This window comes from uncultured Paraglaciecola sp. (genome assembly GCF_963977085.1).
GTDB lineage: Bacteria > Pseudomonadota > Gammaproteobacteria > Enterobacterales > Alteromonadaceae > Paraglaciecola.
The window spans coordinates 335,446-355,686 of record NZ_CAXBNC010000001.1; the positions used below are offsets into that span (position 1 = coordinate 335,446).

Annotated in this window: 14 protein-coding genes; 11 read left to right on the forward strand and 3 right to left on the reverse strand. The window is 40.6% G+C overall.

Annotated elements, in window-relative coordinates:
• Positions 1-172: 172 nt before the first annotated feature.
• Positions 173-529, forward strand: coding sequence for an FHA domain-containing protein (locus tag AAC000_RS01455; RefSeq protein WP_339719448.1), 357 nt, complete (start codon positions 173-175; stop codon positions 527-529).
• Positions 530-674: 145 nt separating this feature from the next.
• On the opposite strand, the gene AAC000_RS01460 is transcribed toward AAC000_RS01455, so the two are convergent.
• The gene (locus AAC000_RS01460; protein ID WP_339719449.1) at positions 675-3,773 is read right to left on the reverse strand and encodes a beta-galactosidase; all 3,099 of its coding nucleotides are present in this window, start codon (positions 3,771-3,773) and stop codon (positions 675-677) included.
• Between the two features lie 127 nt (positions 3,774-3,900).
• On the opposite strand from AAC000_RS01460, the gene AAC000_RS01465 reads away from it, so the two are divergent.
• Positions 3,901-4,728 carry a helix-turn-helix transcriptional regulator gene (locus AAC000_RS01465; protein ID WP_339719450.1) on the forward strand — a complete coding sequence of 276 codons (828 nt, stop codon included), beginning with the start codon at positions 3,901-3,903 and terminating at the stop codon, positions 4,726-4,728.
• A gap of 49 nt (positions 4,729-4,777) precedes the next feature.
• On the opposite strand, the gene AAC000_RS01470 is transcribed toward AAC000_RS01465, so the two are convergent.
• Positions 4,778-5,824 carry a LacI family DNA-binding transcriptional regulator gene (locus tag AAC000_RS01470; RefSeq protein ID WP_339719452.1) on the reverse strand — a complete coding sequence of 349 codons (1,047 nt, stop codon included), beginning with the start codon at positions 5,822-5,824 and terminating at the stop codon, positions 4,778-4,780.
• Positions 5,825-6,357: 533 nt separating this feature from the next.
• On the opposite strand from AAC000_RS01470, the gene AAC000_RS01475 reads away from it, so the two are divergent.
• From AAC000_RS01475 to AAC000_RS01495, 5 genes are all read left to right on the forward strand, one after another.
• Complete coding sequence (locus AAC000_RS01475) at positions 6,358-9,018, forward strand: TonB-dependent receptor (RefSeq protein ID WP_339719454.1); 2,661 nt, start codon at positions 6,358-6,360, stop codon at positions 9,016-9,018.
• A 100-nt stretch (positions 9,019-9,118) separates the two neighbouring features.
• Positions 9,119-10,669, forward strand: a complete 1,551-nt coding sequence (locus AAC000_RS01480) for a tryptophan halogenase family protein (RefSeq protein ID WP_339719455.1) — start codon at positions 9,119-9,121, stop codon at positions 10,667-10,669.
• Between the two features lie 48 nt (positions 10,670-10,717).
• The gene (locus AAC000_RS01485; protein WP_339719456.1) at positions 10,718-11,437 is read left to right on the forward strand and encodes a SapC family protein; all 720 of its coding nucleotides are present in this window, start codon (positions 10,718-10,720) and stop codon (positions 11,435-11,437) included.
• Between the two features lie 10 nt (positions 11,438-11,447).
• Positions 11,448-12,467, forward strand: a complete 1,020-nt coding sequence (locus AAC000_RS01490; protein ID WP_339719458.1) for a cupin-like domain-containing protein — start codon at positions 11,448-11,450, stop codon at positions 12,465-12,467.
• 62 nt (positions 12,468-12,529) lie between these two features.
• Positions 12,530-14,077, forward strand: coding sequence for a tryptophan halogenase family protein (locus tag AAC000_RS01495; RefSeq protein WP_339719459.1), 1,548 nt, complete (start codon positions 12,530-12,532; stop codon positions 14,075-14,077).
• Between the two features lie 29 nt (positions 14,078-14,106).
• Here AAC000_RS01495 and AAC000_RS01500 read toward each other — a convergent pair whose 3' ends face one another.
• Positions 14,107-15,207: a sulfotransferase family 2 domain-containing protein gene (locus AAC000_RS01500; protein WP_339719460.1), complete on the reverse strand. Its 1,101-nt coding sequence runs from the start codon at positions 15,205-15,207 to the stop codon at positions 14,107-14,109.
• 329 nt (positions 15,208-15,536) lie between these two features.
• Here AAC000_RS01500 and nagB point away from each other — a divergent pair, with 329 nt between their 5' ends.
• The 4 genes from nagB to AAC000_RS01520 all read left to right on the forward strand — a co-directional run bounded on the left by nagB (position 15,537) and on the right by AAC000_RS01520 (position 20,014).
• Positions 15,537-16,343, forward strand: a complete 807-nt coding sequence (nagB, locus tag AAC000_RS01505; protein WP_339719461.1) for a glucosamine-6-phosphate deaminase — start codon at positions 15,537-15,539, stop codon at positions 16,341-16,343.
• 180 nt (positions 16,344-16,523) lie between these two features.
• Positions 16,524-17,417 (forward strand): BadF/BadG/BcrA/BcrD ATPase family protein, encoded by an 894-nt coding sequence (locus tag AAC000_RS01510; protein ID WP_339719462.1) that lies wholly within the window; start codon positions 16,524-16,526, stop codon positions 17,415-17,417.
• 118 nt (positions 17,418-17,535) lie between these two features.
• Entirely contained in the window at positions 17,536-18,663 is a 1,128-nt protein-coding gene (nagA, locus tag AAC000_RS01515) for an N-acetylglucosamine-6-phosphate deacetylase (RefSeq protein ID WP_339719465.1), read from the forward strand.
• A 37-nt stretch (positions 18,664-18,700) separates the two neighbouring features.
• Positions 18,701-20,014, forward strand: coding sequence for a sugar MFS transporter (locus AAC000_RS01520; protein ID WP_339719466.1), 1,314 nt, complete (start codon positions 18,701-18,703; stop codon positions 20,012-20,014).
• Positions 20,015-20,241: the final 227 nt, after the last annotated feature.

Below are 20,241 nucleotides of genomic sequence, written 5' to 3' on the forward strand. Positions count from 1 at the left end.
TAGACAGAGTGTATACAAGCCGCTGTACGAATTCCATACAAAATAGTACACTCATAAATTCAAGGAATGGTGATACTGGTTAACATTTAGTTTACACGTCTAACGGTAAATTAATGATGTCACCACCCAATTTGTTAATTTTAACTTTGGTTCCAATAGGAAATAGGAAATTATGGCTCGACTCGACATGTACGCGAACTATGAATTACAAGCCTCATTTAAACTTGACGATAGTGATTTTCTTTTAGGTCGTGATGCTCGTTGTGTGGTGAGTATTCCTGATTCAAAAGTGTCTCGTAAACACGCCATTATAAAATCAGTTGATGGCAACAGAGTTATTCAAAATCTAGGAGTGAATGGTACAAAAGTGAATGGTAAAGCGTTAGAAGACGACTATACGCTACAAGCTGGAGACGCCATTTTTATTGCCAGCTACATTTTAGTCTACCAACCTGAAGACAACACAAAATCTGATCTCGATTCCACTACTATTGTTAGTCGAGCGCCGCCCAGAAACCTCGTTTTGTAATCATTGGATTATACTCCCACATACTAAGATAAGGTGAGTGCTAGTATAGCGGTTATCAATAAATTGCGAGCAACAGCAGCTGCATTGGTAGCCCGCAATTTACTTACCTAAGAAGTTGCCTTTAATAGTGCCCCCATCACTGACTTTATTTTTGCTGGACGTTTTCAAAACGTAATGAATAACTGTAGTGTTTTTTCTCTAGTAGAAATGCCTTATGTGTACTCGGGCTCCAAGAGTCGTCCCCTCCCACTCCCATATGTTGATGATCAATATGCACATGCACCACAGCATCTTTTAGCAACTCGTTAGTGTGTTTAGCTGCGGTTAATTGACTTTGAGAATAGTCGCTCACTGCAAATGAAAATTCGCCAGCAACCCGCAACTCTCCCAACTCAAGCCATTTACAATCACTGCGCAAGCCGTTATCTGTCGGAAAAATATAAGCTGTATGTAGATCGTTAATAGGCAAACTGTACTCCCCCAAACGGGCGGCCGATTTACGATCTGGGTAGTTTTCAAATGGTCCTAAACCTAACCATTTAACCTCTAGGTTATCTTGTTTGGCTAAACTCAAACTCACTCCCACTCTAGGTATAGGTGGTAAGGTGTCATTTAGCAGTACAGCAATATCAAGCTTCACTTCACCGCTATGATTGATGTTATAAATCCATTGGGTTTGACAACATAACTCGCCGTTATATTCATAATCGAATACACAAGTGATACGAATGTCCACCTCTGATGTTGTTGTCTCAATGTGGCGACAGTTACGCTGCCAATTACCAAGCCCTGCGGCTATCCAACGGGCTTCCCACGCATTTGGATCAAGGTTATCCACCTCGCTTACTCCAATATCATTATCCAGCGCGGCGCGATAGAAATTATCAACAAGTGGACTGGCTATGACGTCTTTGTTGTGTTGCCACCACCTGCCCACTAGTCCGGTTTTACGATCAAAGATGAGCTCTAAACCTGCCCCTTGAATAATCAAGCTTTGGTCATTTTCAGTTAAAACTAGGGTAGCTTGTCCCTTAGAACGTCCAAAATTGTGGCGCGTTAAACTGTGCTTATTGGCTAAAGGGAACTGCTCAGTTGCCATGACATGACCTGCTTGGGCAAAACTACAATCTTCAATCAGCTCAATGTCTAGGTTTAAATGATAGTCAGCGCCCTGTGCAAATTTCACCGTGGGTTTAATGGTCAAATCCAAGACGCTTTGGGGGGCAAGGATAATGGGTAATTCGCCTTTTTCTACCTCAATTCCATTTTGTAACAGCCGCCAAACGAGTTTTTCGTTGTCTGTGGTTCGAAACACATAGTCACTTAAAATACTCAGGCTAAATGTATTGTTACTTGCCTTTGGCGCTAAGACAAAAGACAAATGTTGTTGGCAATATTTAGCCTCAAACAAACTGGGGTGAGGACTACGATCAGGAAATAATAGCCCATTGATACAAAACTGGCGGTCGTTTACTGTATCGCCAAAGTCACCACCGTATGCCCAATAATGACAGCCGTTTTCATCAAATTTTGACAATCCCTGATCAACCCAATCCCAAATGAAGCCACCTTGTAAACGCGGGAATTCTTTAAAAGCTTGCCAATAATCATTAAAACTACCTAGGCTGTTACCCATAGCATGGGCATATTCACATAAGATCAGCGGCCGGGTTTCTCCAGGTAAACTCAGCCATTTTTTAATGGAATATTTAGGCACAGCTTCGTCTTCAACGTCAGAGTCCACTCTTGAATACATAGGGCAAATAATATCAGTGGCTGTGGTATTTGCGCCGCCCCCCTCATATTGTACCGGTCTTGATGGATCAACACTTTTTGACCAAGCGTACATAGCATCATGATTTGCACCATGGCCACATTCATTTCCTAGTGACCAAATAATAATAGAAGGGTGATTTTTGTCGCGCTCAAGCATTTGTGTAAAGCGAGACATAAACGCCCCTGCCCACTGGGGATCTGCAGCTAATCGCCCCATAGGAAACATACCATGTGTTTCTATGTTGGCTTCATCTACTACATAAAGGCCGAATTCGTCACATAACTCATACCAACGCGGGTGATTCGGATAGTGTGCGGTGCGCACCGCATTAAAATTATTCTGTTTCATTAGCTTAATATCAGTCACCATGTCGGATTCTGATATCACGTGGCCGTTTTCTGGATGATGCTCGTGTCGATTAACGCCGCGAATCAATAAGGGTTTGCCGTTTAGGCATAACTGCCCATCAATGATTTCGACCTTTCTAAAGCCAATATCATAAGCTTCAACATCAACTATCTTGCCTAGTTCATCTAGCAGGCTAACCACACAACGATACAAGTTAGGCGTTTCTGCTGTCCATTTTCGAGGGTTTTCAATACAGATATTCTGGAAAACCACATCATGCCACCCCCCTTTTTCATCAACCCTTTTATTGTTAGTACTTTGAATATGGGGTTCACTAATGGCGCTTTCGCCATCAAATACTTGGACGCACACCTTGTGAGTATTGGAGGCTTTAAGCGTCGTTTTAATGGCCAAACTAGCGTCCCGATAACAAGCATCTAAGTTAGGTGTAATAAATACGTCGCTAATGTGATCTTGAGGTTTGCTGAGCAAAACTACATCTCGAAATATACCGCTTAACCACCACATATCTTGATCTTCAAGGTAACTACCATCACTCCAACGTATCACCATAACGGCAATGCGATTTTTACCTGCCACTAAAAATGGCTGGAGATCAAATTCGCTGGGCAGGCGACTGTCTTGGGAATAGCCAACCCATTGGCCGTTACACCATAAATGAAACGCCGAATTTACGCCTTCAAAAATAATATGGTTACGCTGGGTGAGTTGCTCTTGCGTGACCTCAAATTCAGTTCGATAACAGCCAGTTGGATTGTCACTTGGCACAAAAGGTGGGTTGACTGTAAAAGGATACTTCACATTACAATAAATAGGTTTATCAAAACCTTGAAGTTGCCAGTTTGAAGGCACTGGAATATTTTGCCATTGCTCATTGGTTTGCACATCAAGAAATGCCTCATCGACCTCTTCTGGTTTAGCAAATAATTTAAACTGCCAATCGCCATTGAGTAATTGCCTTTGAGCATTTTGTTTTTGCCGCGCGTCTGCAATGCTCCTAAAACCATTAAGTGGGCTATGAGCGCTAAGCGCATTAATTTGGGTGATTAATGGTGTTTCCCAATCACGGCGCTGAATGATCTGATCTAATGAGGTCATAGTTTTCCCCTAGGCATATAAAATGGAATTTATTAAGTATTGCGTATCCCACTAATATAGCTAAAACACTGCAGTTAGATTATGCTTAAAACTATCTTATTTTTATCCAAAACTATCATTCTTACTCATGAAAAATCATATCAAAGATATCCTAGATATTGGCCCCGATTGTTATGAACGTTTTATAGATTCGAAAATATTAGCTGAAATGGCCCCTCTGGAAATGACCTTAGCTGGATGCTCTAACTTAACTGGACGTTATTGTGTAGCACGCACAGTTCCTCTTGAGCATACTTTATTCTATACCCTTAAAGGGCAAGGAAAATTAACCACCATAGAAAACGAGTTCCCCCTACTTCCAAATACCTTAGCTATTTTGCCAACTAAGCAGAGTTTTGAAGTAAGTATAGTTGCAGAACAATGGGATATCATTTGGCTAAACCTCGCTAATACAAAACGTTGGCAGCATCTCAATTTGGAACAAGCTCAAGTCATCTTCGATCAACAACTCGAACCACTTCATTACGCAATGGAGATTTTATACAGCGAACCCGACGCAGCTTTACGCCAAGGTGTTTTTCCCATATTAAGTTACTATCTCAATGCAGTTTTGTTTGGCGACAATCAAAAACAAACCAATTCTCGGTTAGAAAACTTATTTCAAGATATCGAAAAACGACTCCAATATGACTGGACTATAGAAGCAATGTGTAAACAATTACACTATTCGCCGCCCCATTTACACCGTTTGTGCCAAACACAATTTGGTAAAAGTCCGATACAAAAACTCATTCATTTACGAATAGAGCGCGCTAAGAGTCTACTCGTCAATACACGCTGGCCGGTTCAACATATTGCAAGTTATGTGGGTTACAGCAATATTTTTAATTTTTCTAAGAGCTTTAAAAAACTAGTGGGTGTATCCCCAAGCGATTTTAGGCGCAACCCACACTAGCTTCACCAGCTTAATAAAAAAAATGCGCCTACTAGAAATAGTCAATAAACTAGTCTGAAGAGACTGATTGGGTAGATTCACGTTTAACTAATTGCGGCCTAAAATGCAGATGAGGGATACTATCAGCGCCAGCTTTTGGTGAGCGTAAATGCACTAAATACTGGATCAAAGACGCTGCAGCCTTACGTGCAATTATATTAGTTGGCTGAGCTGCAGTAGTTAACATAGGCCAGGTTTGACGGGAAAACGGGCTATCCTCAAAACCAGCTATGGCCATATCATCAGGCACATTCAGACCTTGCAAGCGCACTGCAAATAAGGCTCCAGCCGCTATCTCATCGTTACATGAAAAAATGCCCGTTGGAGGCTCTTCTAAGGACAATAATTGTTTAGCACCTTGCACACCAAACTCAAAAGAATAAGAGCCGTCAATTTGATAGTCGTCAATAATAGGTAAGTTGTGTTTTTTAAGTGCATTTAAATAACCAATTTTGCGCTCATGACTCGAACGGTGATTATCGTCCCCTCGCAAAAATGCAATTTTAGTATGCCCTTGTTCGATTAAGTGTTCAGTGATATCAAAAGCAGCATCTCTGTCATTAATATACACACATGGTGAGGACTCTTCACTCACTTCGCTAGATGAAATAATCCGAATATATGGAATATTCATTTCATCCAAACCACTAAGCACTTCAGGCATTTCCGACAGCGGTGGTGAAATAATCAGTCCGGCCAATTGTGAACGTTTTATCATAGTAGCCAACTCTTCTACTATATGTTTATTGTTTGCTGAGCAAGGATGGATCACCAATTCGTAACCTCGCTCTCGGCATTCGGCCAAGATGCCATTTTGCATGTCGAGCACATAATAGGCATTAGGGTTATCGTATACATACCCTAAGGAATAAGATTTACTTCCCGCTAAATTTCTCGCCGCATTATTTGGCTGGTAGTTTAATTCCTTAATCGCATTATTAACTTTTTGCAGGGTTTCTGAGCGCACCGAGCCTTCATTATTGATAACACGAGAAACGGTTTTAAATGATACACCCGCTAATTCAGCCACTTCTTTAATGGTAGTTTTTGTTTTCATTTTTATCTCAAGCACCAGCTTTAAATTTTGTCAGTTACACCTAAACTAAAAGCTTATTCGCCACTTTTGTGAATCTAGTGTAATGGATAAAACACATCATACCTTGTGTTAGTTTTTCCAAAATTAAAATACCCAACATCTTTTTTAAGTTATCTTGTTAAAAAAACGCCATACCTAAACATTAACACTAAACTATTTAATTTCAGTTACTTAATTACTCTTTGTCGACTCTTTCTTGCACAAACAACCGCCACTTTGCTGTTTAAATATACGTATTTTTGTGTGTTACTTATGCAAAAGATGTTGCAGAGTGATTTAAGATCATTTAGATTGACCACAAATGACAGCGTTGTCACCACCTTAAACGAATACCAATAACGCTGTCATTTATATTTAAGATGAATAACAGAGCAATCATTTTTTAACGCATCACTTTCATTAAGTGATAGTGATTTGCTCATCATTTTTAATATTGAGAGTTTTTTTAAAATAAAATGACAGCGTTGTCAATATAACTAAGGGAACACATAGACATGACAAAATTTAATAAGATCACTAAGGGCATTAAAATTGCCTGCGTAGTGGGCACAGCTTTTGGGGGCGCTACTTCAAAAGTAGCTTTTGCACAAGAACCAGTAAGTGATGATACCGAAGTCATTCAAATTAGCGGTATTCGTGGCTCTTTAAAAGAAAACATTAATGCTAAGCGTTTCGCTGATAGCGTCGTTGATGTTATTACATCTGAAGACATCGGTAAGTTCCCAGACAAAAACGTTGCTGAATCGTTATCACGTATAACGGGTGTTGCTGTTAGCCGTGAATTTGGTGAAGGTGAAAAAATCTCTATCCGTGGTGCGGGTCCAAAATACAACCGTACCTTGTTAAACGGTCAAACTGTAGGTAGCGCTGATTGGTTCATTCTTGATGAAGCAAACCGAAGTTTCAACTACACCATGTTGCCATCTGTCATCGTAAAAGGTTTAGAAGTTCACAAGTCTGCGACTGCGTCAATGGATGAAGGTTCAATTGGTGGTACGGTTGTACTGCAAACACGACGTCCACTAGATATGGATGCCAACAGCGGTAGTATTTCATTAGAAGCGCAATATTCAGATATGTCAGAGAAAACAGACCCTCTTGCAGCTGCTATGTATTCATGGAAAAACGAAGACGAGAACTTTGGTGTGATGGTATCTGCTGTCAAACAAGACCGTTCACTTGAGCGTCAAGGTTTTGAAGTATTAGGTTGGCAAACATCACCTGATGATGACTATATCGTCCCAGGTAACTTAGGTGCACCACGTTTTATTCAAGATCGCGAACGTTCAACATTATTTGCCACAGTACAATATGCGCCTAGTGATGAAATGTTAGTGACCTTTAACGCACTACAATCAAAAATGGACGTAGACAACCAAAACGCTAACTTACTTAACTTCCCAGCAAGAAATAGAGCTACGGCGATAGCCAATGCGACTAAAATAGTTGACGGTGCAATTCTAGCTACCTCAGATCCGTTAGGACAAGCGTCGTACAACATGATTAACCGTGTTTCAAGCACTGAGACAGAGCAGTTCCATTTAGATATCGACTACTCTACTGATGACTACATTTTAAACTTCGAAATTGGTACAACTAAAGGTGAAGGCGGTACATTACGCGAGACTTCATGGGAATACAGTGCTGTAGAAGCAGGATACGAATACGATCTTACTGGTACACCCACTGTTGATTTTGGTGTCGACCCTTCTGACGGTTCAGAGTTTGCGGCCGGTTGGATATGGGGTGGGGCTAAACCTGCTGAAGACAAAGAGACATGGGTACAATTAGATTTAGAGATACCTGTCGATGTAGGTGCATTCACCGCCATCAAAGTAGGCGCAAAAGGCAGAGATGCTGAGCGTTCACAAGGTCGTGAAGTATACAGCTGGCATGCATCACAAGAAGTGGATCCAAATGCTGACTGGAATGGCACCATGTGGACAATTTTTGCTGACTGTCCAACTATGGCTGATTGTGGCCTAGACGCATTAGGTAGTGTAATCGTTGACACTGCAGCTGGCGGAAATATTGCAAATCAAGTGGTCCAAAACCGCGAAGTAATGGAAGAATTAGCATTTGGTCCAGACGCTAGATACGCAGTTCACGAAGGCTTGGGCGAAATTTGGTCTGTTGAAGAAGATATTATTGCCCTATATGTACAAGGTGACTTCTCTGGAGATGGATTCCGCGGAAATTTAGGTCTTCGTTACGTATCTACCGACCAAACATCTTCAGGTTACGAATACTCAAACGATTCATCAGGTCTTCGCACTATTAACGGCGAATGGTTAAATCCTTCAAGTATTGAATGGGTCAGCCAAGACAATGATTATTCAGAGTTCTTACCTAGCTTTAACATTTCCATGGATCTTGCTGACGATCAAATACTACGTGTCGCTGCAGCGCGCGTTATGTCTCGTCAAAACTGGCAGGATATTTCAGGTAATGAATCGATGGGCGCACTATCAACTACCGCACAAAATACTGGTACTCGAGGGAACCCACAATTAAGACCAACTATCGCGAACCAGTTTGATATTTCATACGAATATTACTATGCAGATGCGTCACTATTTTCTGTCGCCTATTTTGTAAAACAGCTGAATACATTGCGTACTAGCATTATTGATACTCAACCTAGATTTTTCGAAAGAGAAAACCAGTTTGTTGATGTTGATTTTACGCAACCAGGTAATGGAATGGGTGGCTTGTTAGACGGGGTTGAAATTAGTCTGCAACATGATTTTGGCGGCTACGGTGCAAGTATTAACTATACTTATACCAATGCTAACGCTGACCAAGAGCGAGATGAAGCAAACTTAGGTTCAGGCCTAATTGAAGGTACCTCAGAGAATTCATTGAACTTGACTGCGTACTTTGAGAATGACACATTTGGTGCACGCCTAATGTACAACTATCGTAGTGATTGGTACAAAGGTATAAACTTCTCTGGTATTGAAGTGTATAACGAAGAGTTTGGTCAATGGGATGCCAGTGCAAACTGGAACTTCAGTGAAAACCTCTCGTTTACTTTCGAAGCAGTTAACTTAAGTGATGAAGAGATTGTTGAATATAATGTGGATAAAGCTCGTTTAGTGTCACTTTATTCAAACGGTCGTCGCTTCGTAGCCGGTGTAAGATACAATTTCTAACGACTAAGTTAGAAGTGTAATGAAAAGGAAGTCGAGCTTAGGCTCGACTTTTTTGTCTTATCTATACCTATTGATACATAATTTGAAGTGTGAGAGTGGAATGAATTCACCGATAAAAAATATTGCGATCGTAGGTGGAGGAACAGCAGGTTGGTTAACGGCTTGCATCCTTGCGAAACAATTAAATAACGCGAGTGATACCACTACTACTATTACACTGATTGAGTCAGCCGATATACCTACGGTGGGAGTTGGCGAAGGCACAGTGCCAACTATGCGCCAAACTTTGCGAATGATCGGCGTCAATGAAGCTGAGTTTATTCGGGAGTGCGATGTCACCTTTAAACAGTCCATTAAATTTGTGGACTGGCTGCACGCGCCTACATCAGGAAATCACCACAGTTATCATCATTTATTTAACTATCCACACACTCCAGGTTTTGACCTCACACCCTATTGGTTATTAAAGAAAGGCGATCAAGCCTATGCTAATCATGTTAGCTTTCAGGCAAGTATTTGTGATTTAAATTTAAGCCCTAAGCGCATAACCGACAGAGAGTATGCTGGCAATTTGGAGTATGCCTATCATTTAGATGCAGGAAAATTTTCAAAATTCCTAGCATCACATGGTAGAGATAAATTGGGTATTCATCATCAGGTACTGACGATTCAAGACGTGATATTATCTGCAGATGGCAGCATAGAAAAATTGCGCTCAAAAGAAGGCCAATTAATCTCAGCTGACTTTTTTGTCGATTGCTCTGGCTTTGCAAGTCGCTTAATGGGTGACGCACTAAAAATTGGCTTTGTGAGCAAAGCGCACCAGTTACTAGTAGATACAGCAGTCGCCATGCAAGTGCCTTATGCTGATGAGTCCAAAGAAATCCCACCATATACTATTGCGACTGCACATGAAGCCGGTTGGACATGGGATATAGGATTATCCAAAAGACGAGGCGTAGGTTACGTTTACTCCTCTAATCATACCTCTCACGACAGAGCAGAAGAAATTCTAAGAAAATATATCGGTGCTGAATCTATTGATTTAACAGCGAGACGCATACCAATGAATGTTGGCTACAGAGAAAAGTTTTGGCACAAAAACTGTGTTGCCATTGGTCTTGCTGCGGGATTTGTAGAACCGTTAGAAGCCACTGCACTTCTCATTGTTGAAGCGACGGCAAAATTACTGGCAGACAAACTTCCCACGACAACCAAAGGCATGGGTTATGCGGAAAAAACCTTCAATGATATTAGCCGCTATGCTTGGGATAAAGTCATCGACTTTATTAAATTACATTATTATTTAAGCAAACGCAGCGATAGTCAGTTTTGGCTAGATAATGTCAATCCGAATAGCGCACCAGAAAGCCTGTTAGAAAAGTTAGATTATTGGCAATTCAACCTGCCCACTCAGTCAGACTTTTCGAGTAAATATGAAGTTTTCCAGTTAGAAAATTATCAATATGTACTCTACGGCATGGAGTTTATGACCGATCTCAACAACATAAGTCAACGTTTTCCGTTTAGTGAGATTGCCGCTAAAGAAGTAACAAAACTTAATAAACATGCAGAGCAATTACAGAAAAACTTGCCCGCGCACCGAGAAATAATTAATAAAATTAAACAATACGGTATCAGTAAGATATAGCGTATTTTTTGTGCACCGCACATAGTAAAACTTTAAGAGGACTAAACGATGACAACCATAAATATGATCCCATTAGATTCGGCTAAACATAAAAACTTACGGATCAATGTCGATCGTAACTATTCACACGTTAGTCAACAAAACATGACGCCCTTGCTCGCTTCTGAATTTCTAAAAGCGTCTATAAATTTTCCTATTGTATTTGTTAAACAGACCGAAACTGGAAAATTCAAAAGTGTGGCTTTATTAGGTTTGGATGCCAACGAAAATCTCATTTTCTCCGACAAAAAAGTACGCACTAACTACATACCGGTCAACATAAGACGTTACCCTTTTGCAGCTGGAGCAAAAACTCAAGATGAAGGTGAAATGGTTTTGTGCATCGACGAGAACAGCAGTTTGTTAAATGAAAAAGAAGGCGTAGAGATTTTCGATGCAAGTGGTGCTCCTTCAAAAGCAACCCAACAAGCAACTGAATTACTAACCGATATGCTAGCAAAAGACGCAGCCACTGATATTTTTATCGCATTTTTGGCCGAACATGACTTGCTACAACCAGCAGAAGTGAAGTTAAAACTAGGTGAAGAAGGAGTAAGACAACTCAATGGACTTTACAAAGTAGACGAAGAAGCTTTAAACGAACTTTCAGATGATGAAGCGCTCACTCTATATAAACGTCAGTATTTTGCTGCGATATATGCGCACTTGGCATCACTTAGTCAATTTGAACGCCTGTTGCAATTAAAGTCTAACTTCACGCCTGAGTAAGCTTGTTGTTATGCAAACAAAACCTCTAAATGAAATCGCTTGCTGGCACAATGTCACACCTAAAATTTTTGCTAACGAGATTTTGCCTTTACACAAACCCGCAGTCCTAAAAGGGCTAGTAAAGGATTGGCCTGTAGTGACCCAAGCGCAAAAAAGTATCGAACACCTGTATCAATACTTTTCCAATATCTATGCAGGCGGTGACATTCAATTCGCACGCATACCACCCGCAGAAAAGGGGCGTTTTTTTTATAACCAAGACATGTCTGATTTCAATTTCAAAAGAGAAGTGGGACCGCTTGATAAATTTTTCCGTGATGTGTTAGCCAATAGTTTAGATAACAATGCGGAGACCCTTGCTCTGCAAAGTGCTCCAGTAGCTGACTACTTCCCAGATTTTGAAAAACAAAATCCTTTTCAGTTCTTTACTAAAAAGGTGCCTCCAAGAATTTGGATTGGAAACAACTCCGTTGTATCGGCACACTATGATGATTCAGAAAACATTGCTTGCGTAGTCAGTGGTAAGCGTATTTTCACTCTATTTCCTCCTGAACAAATTGAAAATTTATACGTGGGTCCTATGGACTTTACCCCCGCAGGCGCTCCGTTAAGTCTGGTTGATTTTAATAAGCCTGACTTTGAGAAACATCCCAAATTTCAGACAGCCCTTGATAACGCACTGGTCGCTGAGCTAGAACCCGGTGATGCCATTTACATCCCAAGTCTGTGGTGGCACCACGTTAGGGCGCTAGGTGGAGTGAATGTGTTGGTCAATTACTGGGAAGGAGGCGCCATAAATGGCTCGACTAAGCCAGTACCTGCCGACACCATTTTAATGGCGATGTTATCTATTCGCAATTTACCATTAGAACAAAAGAAGATGTGGAAAGCGTTATTCGATTACTACATTTTTTCAGATCAAAATCAAAAATATGAACATATTCCTGAGCACGTTAGAGGAATTTTAGATCCTTTAACTGAACAGTCTAAAAAAGGAATAAAAAATTGGCTGAAGAAGCAACTGAAATAAATGCAAATAGATAAGTCGACTTCAACTTAACTGTTTCATATGAACACTCTGAAGGTTTGTACATGAATAAAGCAATAAAAAACATAGTGATAGTAGGCGGTGGCACTGCAGGTTGGATATCAGCGGCCATGTTGGCAAAACAACACGGCGAAAAAAGAAATTCAAATGTCAGCATTACCTTGATTGAATCAGATCAAATATCAACTATTGGCGTGGGCGAAGGTACGTTTCCCACCATGCGAAAAACCTTACGCAGCATTGGCATTTCTGAAACTGAATTGATTAGGCGTTGCGACGCAACATTTAAACAAGGAGCCAAGTTTGTCAGTTGGCGCTTAAATGACCGAGATGAATTTTACTATCACCCTTTCAATGTTCCTAATGGCTACGGTCAGTTTGATATGACTGCTTACTGGCAAAAGAAAGAAAACCAAGAACGATTTGGTCGTTTTGCAGAAGCTGTCGACTTTCAGGATCAAATATGTGAAGCCGGACTTGCACCTAAGAGAATCGTTACCCCCGAATACCAGTCTGTTCTTAACTATGCATACCATTTTGATGCCGTAAAGGTAGCGGAATTAATAAGAGAAAAAGCCATTGAACTGGGGGTTAAACACGTAGTAGATAAAGTCATTGATGTACGGTTAGATAATGGAGGTTACATCAAAAGTGTTGGCTGCGAAAAAAGCGGCATAATCTATGGTGACTTGTTTATCGATTGCTCTGGTTTCGCGGCTATTTTGATTGATAAAACTCTGAAAGTCCCTTTTATCTCCGCCAAAAAATGTTTGTTTAATGATTTTGCTATTGCCACACAAATACCTTATGACGAAGGCGAAGATATCGCATGTCATACCATTGCCACAGGACAAACAGCCGGTTGGACTTGGGACATCGGTTTAAGTAGCCGCAAAGGCATGGGTTATGTCTACTCTAGCGATCACACCACCCATGAAGACGCAATCAATACATTTGCACAACACATTGGACCTAAGGCCGAAGGGTTAAGCTTTAGACAAATTCCTTTTACCTCGGGATACAGAGAAAAGTTTTGGCACAAAAACTGTGTCGCCATTGGCTTATCCGCTGGATTTTTAGAACCTTTAGAGGCCTCAGCGCTGATACTAGTAGACAACTCTGTAGAGTGGATAAGTGAACGTTTACCTACAGATTTTACTAGAATGGAAATTATTGCTAAGCAATTTAATCATGGCTTTACTAAAAAGTGGCAAGCGATTATCGATTTCTTAAAGTTACATTACGTGCTTTCAGAACGAACCGATGAAGCCTACTGGTTAGATAATATTCAAAAAGAATCAATGTCTGATCGACTGCAAGATTTGTTAGAACTGTGGAAACATCACCCTCCGCATATTAATGATACGGATGCACAATTTGATGTATTCCCCATCGCGAGCATTCAATATGTACTTTACGGCCTGAACTTTAAAAGTGATTTAAGCAATCAAAACTACTTATACAATAACGATGCGTTAGCGCAAAAACACTTCCAGCAAAACTTAAGAATGTTAGATAAAGTCAAAAGTAGTTTGCCAAAGCATCGAGATTTTATTGATAAAATCAAGTTGCATGGATTACAAAAAATTTAGCCGCTAAGGTGATGATTAAAGTCTTAGAGTTACCATTTAATCTCACCTTTTTTAACAACATCTGGTTGTTCCAACACCGCTCCCATTTCAGGTGTGAGTGTTAGCTTTATTTTAGGATTGCCTATATCTAAACCCATTGACGGCTTTATTGTTGCCTCGTCTATCACTCGTGCTACCGCGATGATTTCGTCTATCGCAGAGGGTTTCTTAATTTGCTTTATTTGTTTTGCAAACTTGGTGGTTTTAAAATAAATGGCTACTGACTTTTTGAATAACTTCATCCAATTTTTTGCATACTCCTTTCCTGACCCCGTTGTTTTATGCAGATAAACATTTAGGGTGACAAAAAACCTTTTATTTTCTTCAATAAACCTGCGATTTGTTAGCTCAATATCTAAGATACAATTCCATACGGTATAGGGAATTACAAAATCTAACTTTCCTCCTTGATACTTAAATTTATTAATCGCAAGCGTTTGGGTTCGCTCCATCAGCCTGGCTTTACAATGTTGGAACAGTTGCTCATCCAGAGTATTTTTTTCGCGTATCTTGTGCAAAATATCCGCCGAGATCTGCTTTATAGTTGGGCGATTAATGGTGGCTCTTTTTACTTCTATTGTTTCAGGCCAGTCAAAATCACCTACGTCTTTTAAATAACTAAGCGAGCGATCATATTCTTCAAAAATTCCCACATGAATATCCAACTGGTCAATCAGCGAAATGATTTCGTCGGCACGTGCTTGGGTAAGTTTACTTTCTGAGTAGATACGTTGCCCATCCAAGAATTTCAACATGTAGTTTGAAGTTTGCGGATTGTCCACATAGTCAGAAAAACTCTTAGGCTGAGGTGTTAAGAAACCCATAAATTCGGCATTTTTACGAATGTAGTAATACTCAGATATAAGTCTGTCTACAGGATCCCTCAACATCATGAAAATGAATTCATTCTTAAATTTTTCGACGTTTTTTATGTCAAAGATATCACCACAAGTTGATGTCTTGGTTTCAAACGCTAAGTGACGGTAGTGATAATCAAGGGGAGTTTGCCACTCTGTCCCTTTCATCACACAATTGATGCTGGTGCCACCGGTTTTAGGAATATGAATAAATATAGGTTGTTGTTTTTCCAACATAAAAATCTCAAAAATGGGGCTAATAAAAACAAAATACCATTAAATACAAGCCTACAATATTTTAACTCATAAAAAATGCAGATTGTGCAATCCATCCCAACTGCTAAAAACTATGCTGTTTAGATGACTTAAGTACTAGAGCAATTAGAGACACTCGTTTCTAATTCTTAAATAACAAGCTCAGAAAGTTGCAAATAGTATTTTAGTTGGTAGAATAAATGACAACGCTGTCATTTACCAATTATTTATCGCAACTGATGCTAACTATAATAAGAATATATTGTTCTTAAATCACTCAGTTAAAAATTCAGTTCAAAGGACATTTAATGCAGATTATTATTTATGATAATGCTCAACAAGTTGCCGAAAGTGCTGCTAAATGGGTAAAAGAACTCATCAAAAAAAGCGAGGCGCCTGTCTTAGGTTTAGCGACCGGTAGTACCCCCATTAGCTTATACAAACAGCTAGTTGAACAACATAAAACTGATGGGCTAAGCTTTAAGAATGTGACCACTTTTAACTTAGATGAATATCATCAAATAGATCCAGCCAACCCACAAAGCTATCGTAGCTTTATGGATAATCATTTATTCGGCCACGTTGATATTGACGTGAACAATACCTTTTTACCTACTTGTGCTGTAGGCGAAAATCCGAGAGTACAAGGATTAGCCTATGAAGAAAAAATCAAACAACAAGGCGGTATTGATTTACAAATATTAGGTATTGGTGCCAATGGCCATATTGGCTTTAATGAACCCACCTCAAGCTTGTCTTCACGAACACGTATTAAAACCTTAACTCAACAAACTATTAGCGATAATAGCCGTTTATTTAATCCCGATGAAAAACAACCCACCATGGCCATGACTATGGGTATTGCCACAATTATGGATGCCCGCTACGTGTTACTAATGGCGACAGGTGCGAACAAAGCCAATGCGGTTAAAGATATGATTACGGGTGGTGTTTCGGCTATGTGCCCTGCCTCTGCGTTACAAATGCATGAGAATGCAATTATCTTATTGGATAAAGCAGCAGCCAGTGAATTAAGTGACCAAAGTTACTATCAGTGGGCAGATAGTGAAAATCGTAAATTAATCGAACACTACGGCTATTTCCATAACTACTAAATGCAGGGTTAGAGATTGAAATCATTGCAAATAGTGTGAGACTAGGTAAAATAAAATGACAACGCTGTCATTTAGTTAGATAAATTAAAAATAACGATAAATACTCAATGGATTAATGCAGTAATAAGTCATGACAATTAAACAAAGTATGTATTGTTCTAAAAAACAGAGGATTAATTTTTGACTCATTCTACGGACATCTTTCTAGGCATTGATGGTGGTGGCACAAAATGTAAAGCTCGCTTGGAAGATGCTAAGGGGAACCTTCTAGCTGAAGCAACTGCTGGCCCAGCTAATGCTGCTCGCCACCTAACAGGTTCAGTTGCAGCTGTGCTTGAAGCCAGTGAAAAAGCCGTCGCTAATGCGAATATTAAAGGACTATCCCTAAACCAAATCCATGCCGGAATTGGCTTGGCTGGAATTAATATTCCAAAAGTGCAACAAGCATTTTTAAAACAATCTCTCCCCTTTGCGAGTTGGCACATAACCACTGATCTACACATTGCCTGCCTAGGCGCACACTTAGGTGCAGATGGCGCAATAGTGATAGTAGGAACTGGCTCTTCTGGGATCGCAATATGTAACCAACAACAGTTGGAGGTCGGAGGCCATGGATTTGTTGTCGGCGATAAAGGCAGTGGCGCTTGGCTTGGAAAGATGGCGATAAGTCATTGCCTTGAAACCTTAGATGGTATCACCCCTGACAATCTTCTTTGCGAACACGTAATGAACCAGCTTAAGTGTGACAATCCTTACGACTTAGTGAGTTTAACGCTAGAGGCAAAACCCGCATTTTACGCAACCATTGCACCGTTAATACTGCAACTCGCGGCAAATCAGCAAGAAGATGCATTATTACTGGTTAATCAAGCTGCGACTTATATCAATAAACTTTGCCATCGGTTGTTAATCGGCAACTTGGATCGTTTGTCTTTAATTGGCGGTATTACACAACCAATAATGCCCTACTTGGATACCCAACTACAGGCTATTATAAAGCCAGCTAAGTCGACGCCAGAACAAGGCGCAATTCTATATTCCAAGTCAATGTTAAGTGGCGGAGTCTTGTCATGAACAAGGCGTTTTTGATGAATGCTGGGTCACAATCATCTGATGTGTTCCCCCATTTAATCGGGCATCATCAGAAACCCGCAAGAGTGGAAAAAATAACCGAAACATTATCGAGGTAAAGATGCAGCGTTTTTTTGCAGAAAACTTATTTGATGGAAAAACCATTAAAAACAATCAAATAATCACTGTTGAGGCCGGCATAATACACTCCATTGAACCGGCGGCTGCACAAGACAATGCCATTCAATTGAATGGGTTAGTTGCTCCTGGTTTTGTGGATGTACAAGTGAATGGTGGTGGCGGTGTGTTGTTTAACAATCAGCCAAGCTTAGAAACCTTAATGACAATGAGCCGTGCCCATCAGCGATTTGGTAGCACGGCTATGTTGCCTACGTTAATAACAGATGATTTTGCAACTATGCAACAGGCAGCAAATGCCGTGTCTGCTGCCATTGCCCAAAATGTCAAAGGCATAGTCGGCATTCATTTTGAAGGCCCCCATTTAAGTCAGCCTAAAAAAGGCATTCACCCCTCACAGCATATTCGGCAAATTAGTCCCGAAGAAATGGCTTTGTTTAAACGCACAGATCTGGGGTTAGTGTGTGTCACTTTGGCGCCAGAAAACGTATCTATCGAGGTAATTACCGAGTTAGTGCAAGCGAATGTAATAATTTGTTTAGGTCACTCTAATGCCAGTGCCGAACAAACGTTTGCGGCACTCCAAGCGGGGGCTCAAGGTTTTACACATTTATACAATGCCATGTCGCCGCTTCAAAGCAGAGCCGCTGGCATGGTGGGTGCCGCATTGGTAGACGCATCTAGCTATTGCGGATTAATTGTAGATCATGAACATGTGGATATGACAAGTTGCCAGTTGGCAATTAAATGTAAAACGCCAGAGCGCATCATGCTAGTCACCGATGCCATGTCCCATGTAGGAAGCGATCAAACTGAATTGCAATTTGCCGGTATGCAGATCAATCGAGAAGGTAATAAATTAACCATTGAAGGCGGCAGATTAGCTGGCTCAGCACTTGATATGGCCAGTGCAGTTCGTCACTGCGTTGAAGATCTACACTGTTCTATGCAAGACGCCCTCAAAATGGCTTCAGCAACGCCAGCTACATTCCTAGGCATGCAACAACAAAAGGGCTATTTAGCTCCAGGGTATGCTGCAGACTGGGTCGTATTAACAGAACAATATCATGTGAATGCCACTTATATAGCGGGTGAGCAAGTATTCGGGTAACGCGGACTTAACACTAAAAACAATAAGAAGGTGAACAATGCAAACAATTAATACCCAGCAGTCTAAATCAGGGACACTCATACCTATGCTTATTATAGGCATGTTGTTCTTCATATTTGGTTTTGTCACATGGCTTAACGGCGCCCTGATCCCATTTTTGCAAATAGTCTGTGATTTAACTGAGTCACAAGCTTTGTTGGTAGCCTTTTCTTTTTATATAGCCTATGTAGTCATGGCATTACCTATGTCTTGGGTGTTAGACAAAGTAGGCTATAAATATGCCATGTGTTTAGGTTTAGTTGGCATCGCCCTTGGGTGTTTATTGTTTATTCCAGCGGCTTACTCTCATGAATTTGCAGTATTTTTAGTTGCTCAATTTATTGTGGGTACAGGCCTGACAATTCTGCAAACGGCATCGAATCCTTATATCGTAAAGATTGGTCCAAAGGAAACCGCAGCTGTGCGTATTTCTATAATGGGTTTATTGAATAAGTTTGCTGGTTTTCTGGCGCCAATTGTATTTACTGCCTTAGTACTTGGTGAGTTCGCAGGTGTGAATGCACAGACAATTGCGGCCTTATCTGACGCCGAACGTATCACACAAATCGCTGCTTTGGCTGATGGTTTAATATTACCTTATACCTACATGGCGCTAGCTTTGTTTGTTTTGGCCGTCTTATTAAAATTCTCATCTTTACCTGACTTAGTTTTAGAGAAGCCAGAGTCGGCGGACGCTGAAGCGGGGAGTTTAAAAGCCTACCCACAACTCATACTAGGGGTGGTAGCATTATTTTTATATGTAGGAGTCGAAGTCATAGCAGGCGACACCATAGGGTTATTTGGCTCTCAGTTAGGTGTAGCAAACGCCACCTCTTTAACCTCTTACACTATGGCTTTTATGGTTTTAGGCTATCTAATTGGTTTAGTGCTTATTCCGCGCTTTATTGATCAGGCTCAGGCACTAGCTGGCTCAGCCATCTTAGGTTTAGTGTTAAGTCTTGCAATAGTGTTTGCCGATGTACAATCCACTTCAATCTCAAGTGTTTTATGGGGATGGATGGGCATAGCTGAATTACCTAATGCTATTACCCTCATTGCCATACTGGGATTTGCCAATGCCTTGGTATGGCCTGCTGTTTGGCCATTAGCTTTAGATGGATTATATAGTCTCACCGCTCGAGGTTCAGCTTGGTTGATCATGGGTATTTCTGGCGGCGCTGTACTACCGGTTTTATATGGTGTTTTAGCGGAACACTTTGATAACCAATCGGCATACTGGATGATGCTCCCCTGCTACGGATTCATTTTATATTATGCCCTTAAAGGCCACAAAATCAGAAAGTGGTCTTAAATTTTTATAGATCGCATTAGCCTATGTGCCCCTTAGGCTAGTTAGATCCCATAATTGTGACAGTATCACTGCACTATCGACAAATCTATTGACTGGAAATAGCCATGACTTAAATGCTCTTTGCCGTGTTGGGGCATCCTTTAGGTACCGCAAGAACAACGGATAGAGAAAGTGCTTTGATGTCCCATATCGCTATTGCCGAATCAGCAGTTGTGGGCTTCAGCCGG

Bases quoted from the DNA above. Each gene is read 5' to 3' on its own strand.
- AAC000_RS01455 (WP_339719448.1), top strand. From the start codon at position 173: ATGGCTCGACTCGACATGTACGCGAACTATGAATTACAAGCCTCATTT.
- AAC000_RS01460 (WP_339719449.1), bottom strand. From the start codon at position 3,773: ATGACCTCATTAGATCAGATCATTCAGCGCCGTGATTGGGAAACACCA.
- AAC000_RS01465 (WP_339719450.1), top strand. From the start codon at position 3,901: ATGAAAAATCATATCAAAGATATCCTAGATATTGGCCCCGATTGTTAT.
- AAC000_RS01470 (WP_339719452.1), bottom strand. From the start codon at position 5,824: ATGAAAACAAAAACTACCATTAAAGAAGTGGCTGAATTAGCGGGTGTA.
- AAC000_RS01475 (WP_339719454.1), top strand. From the start codon at position 6,358: ATGACAAAATTTAATAAGATCACTAAGGGCATTAAAATTGCCTGCGTA.
- AAC000_RS01480 (WP_339719455.1), top strand. From the start codon at position 9,119: ATGAATTCACCGATAAAAAATATTGCGATCGTAGGTGGAGGAACAGCA.
- AAC000_RS01485 (WP_339719456.1), top strand. From the start codon at position 10,718: ATGACAACCATAAATATGATCCCATTAGATTCGGCTAAACATAAAAAC.
- AAC000_RS01490 (WP_339719458.1), top strand. From the start codon at position 11,448: ATGCAAACAAAACCTCTAAATGAAATCGCTTGCTGGCACAATGTCACA.
- AAC000_RS01495 (WP_339719459.1), top strand. From the start codon at position 12,530: ATGAATAAAGCAATAAAAAACATAGTGATAGTAGGCGGTGGCACTGCA.
- nagB (WP_339719461.1), top strand. From the start codon at position 15,537: ATGCAGATTATTATTTATGATAATGCTCAACAAGTTGCCGAAAGTGCT.
- nagA (WP_339719465.1), top strand. From the start codon at position 17,536: ATGCAGCGTTTTTTTGCAGAAAACTTATTTGATGGAAAAACCATTAAA.
- AAC000_RS01520 (WP_339719466.1), top strand. From the start codon at position 18,701: ATGCAAACAATTAATACCCAGCAGTCTAAATCAGGGACACTCATACCT.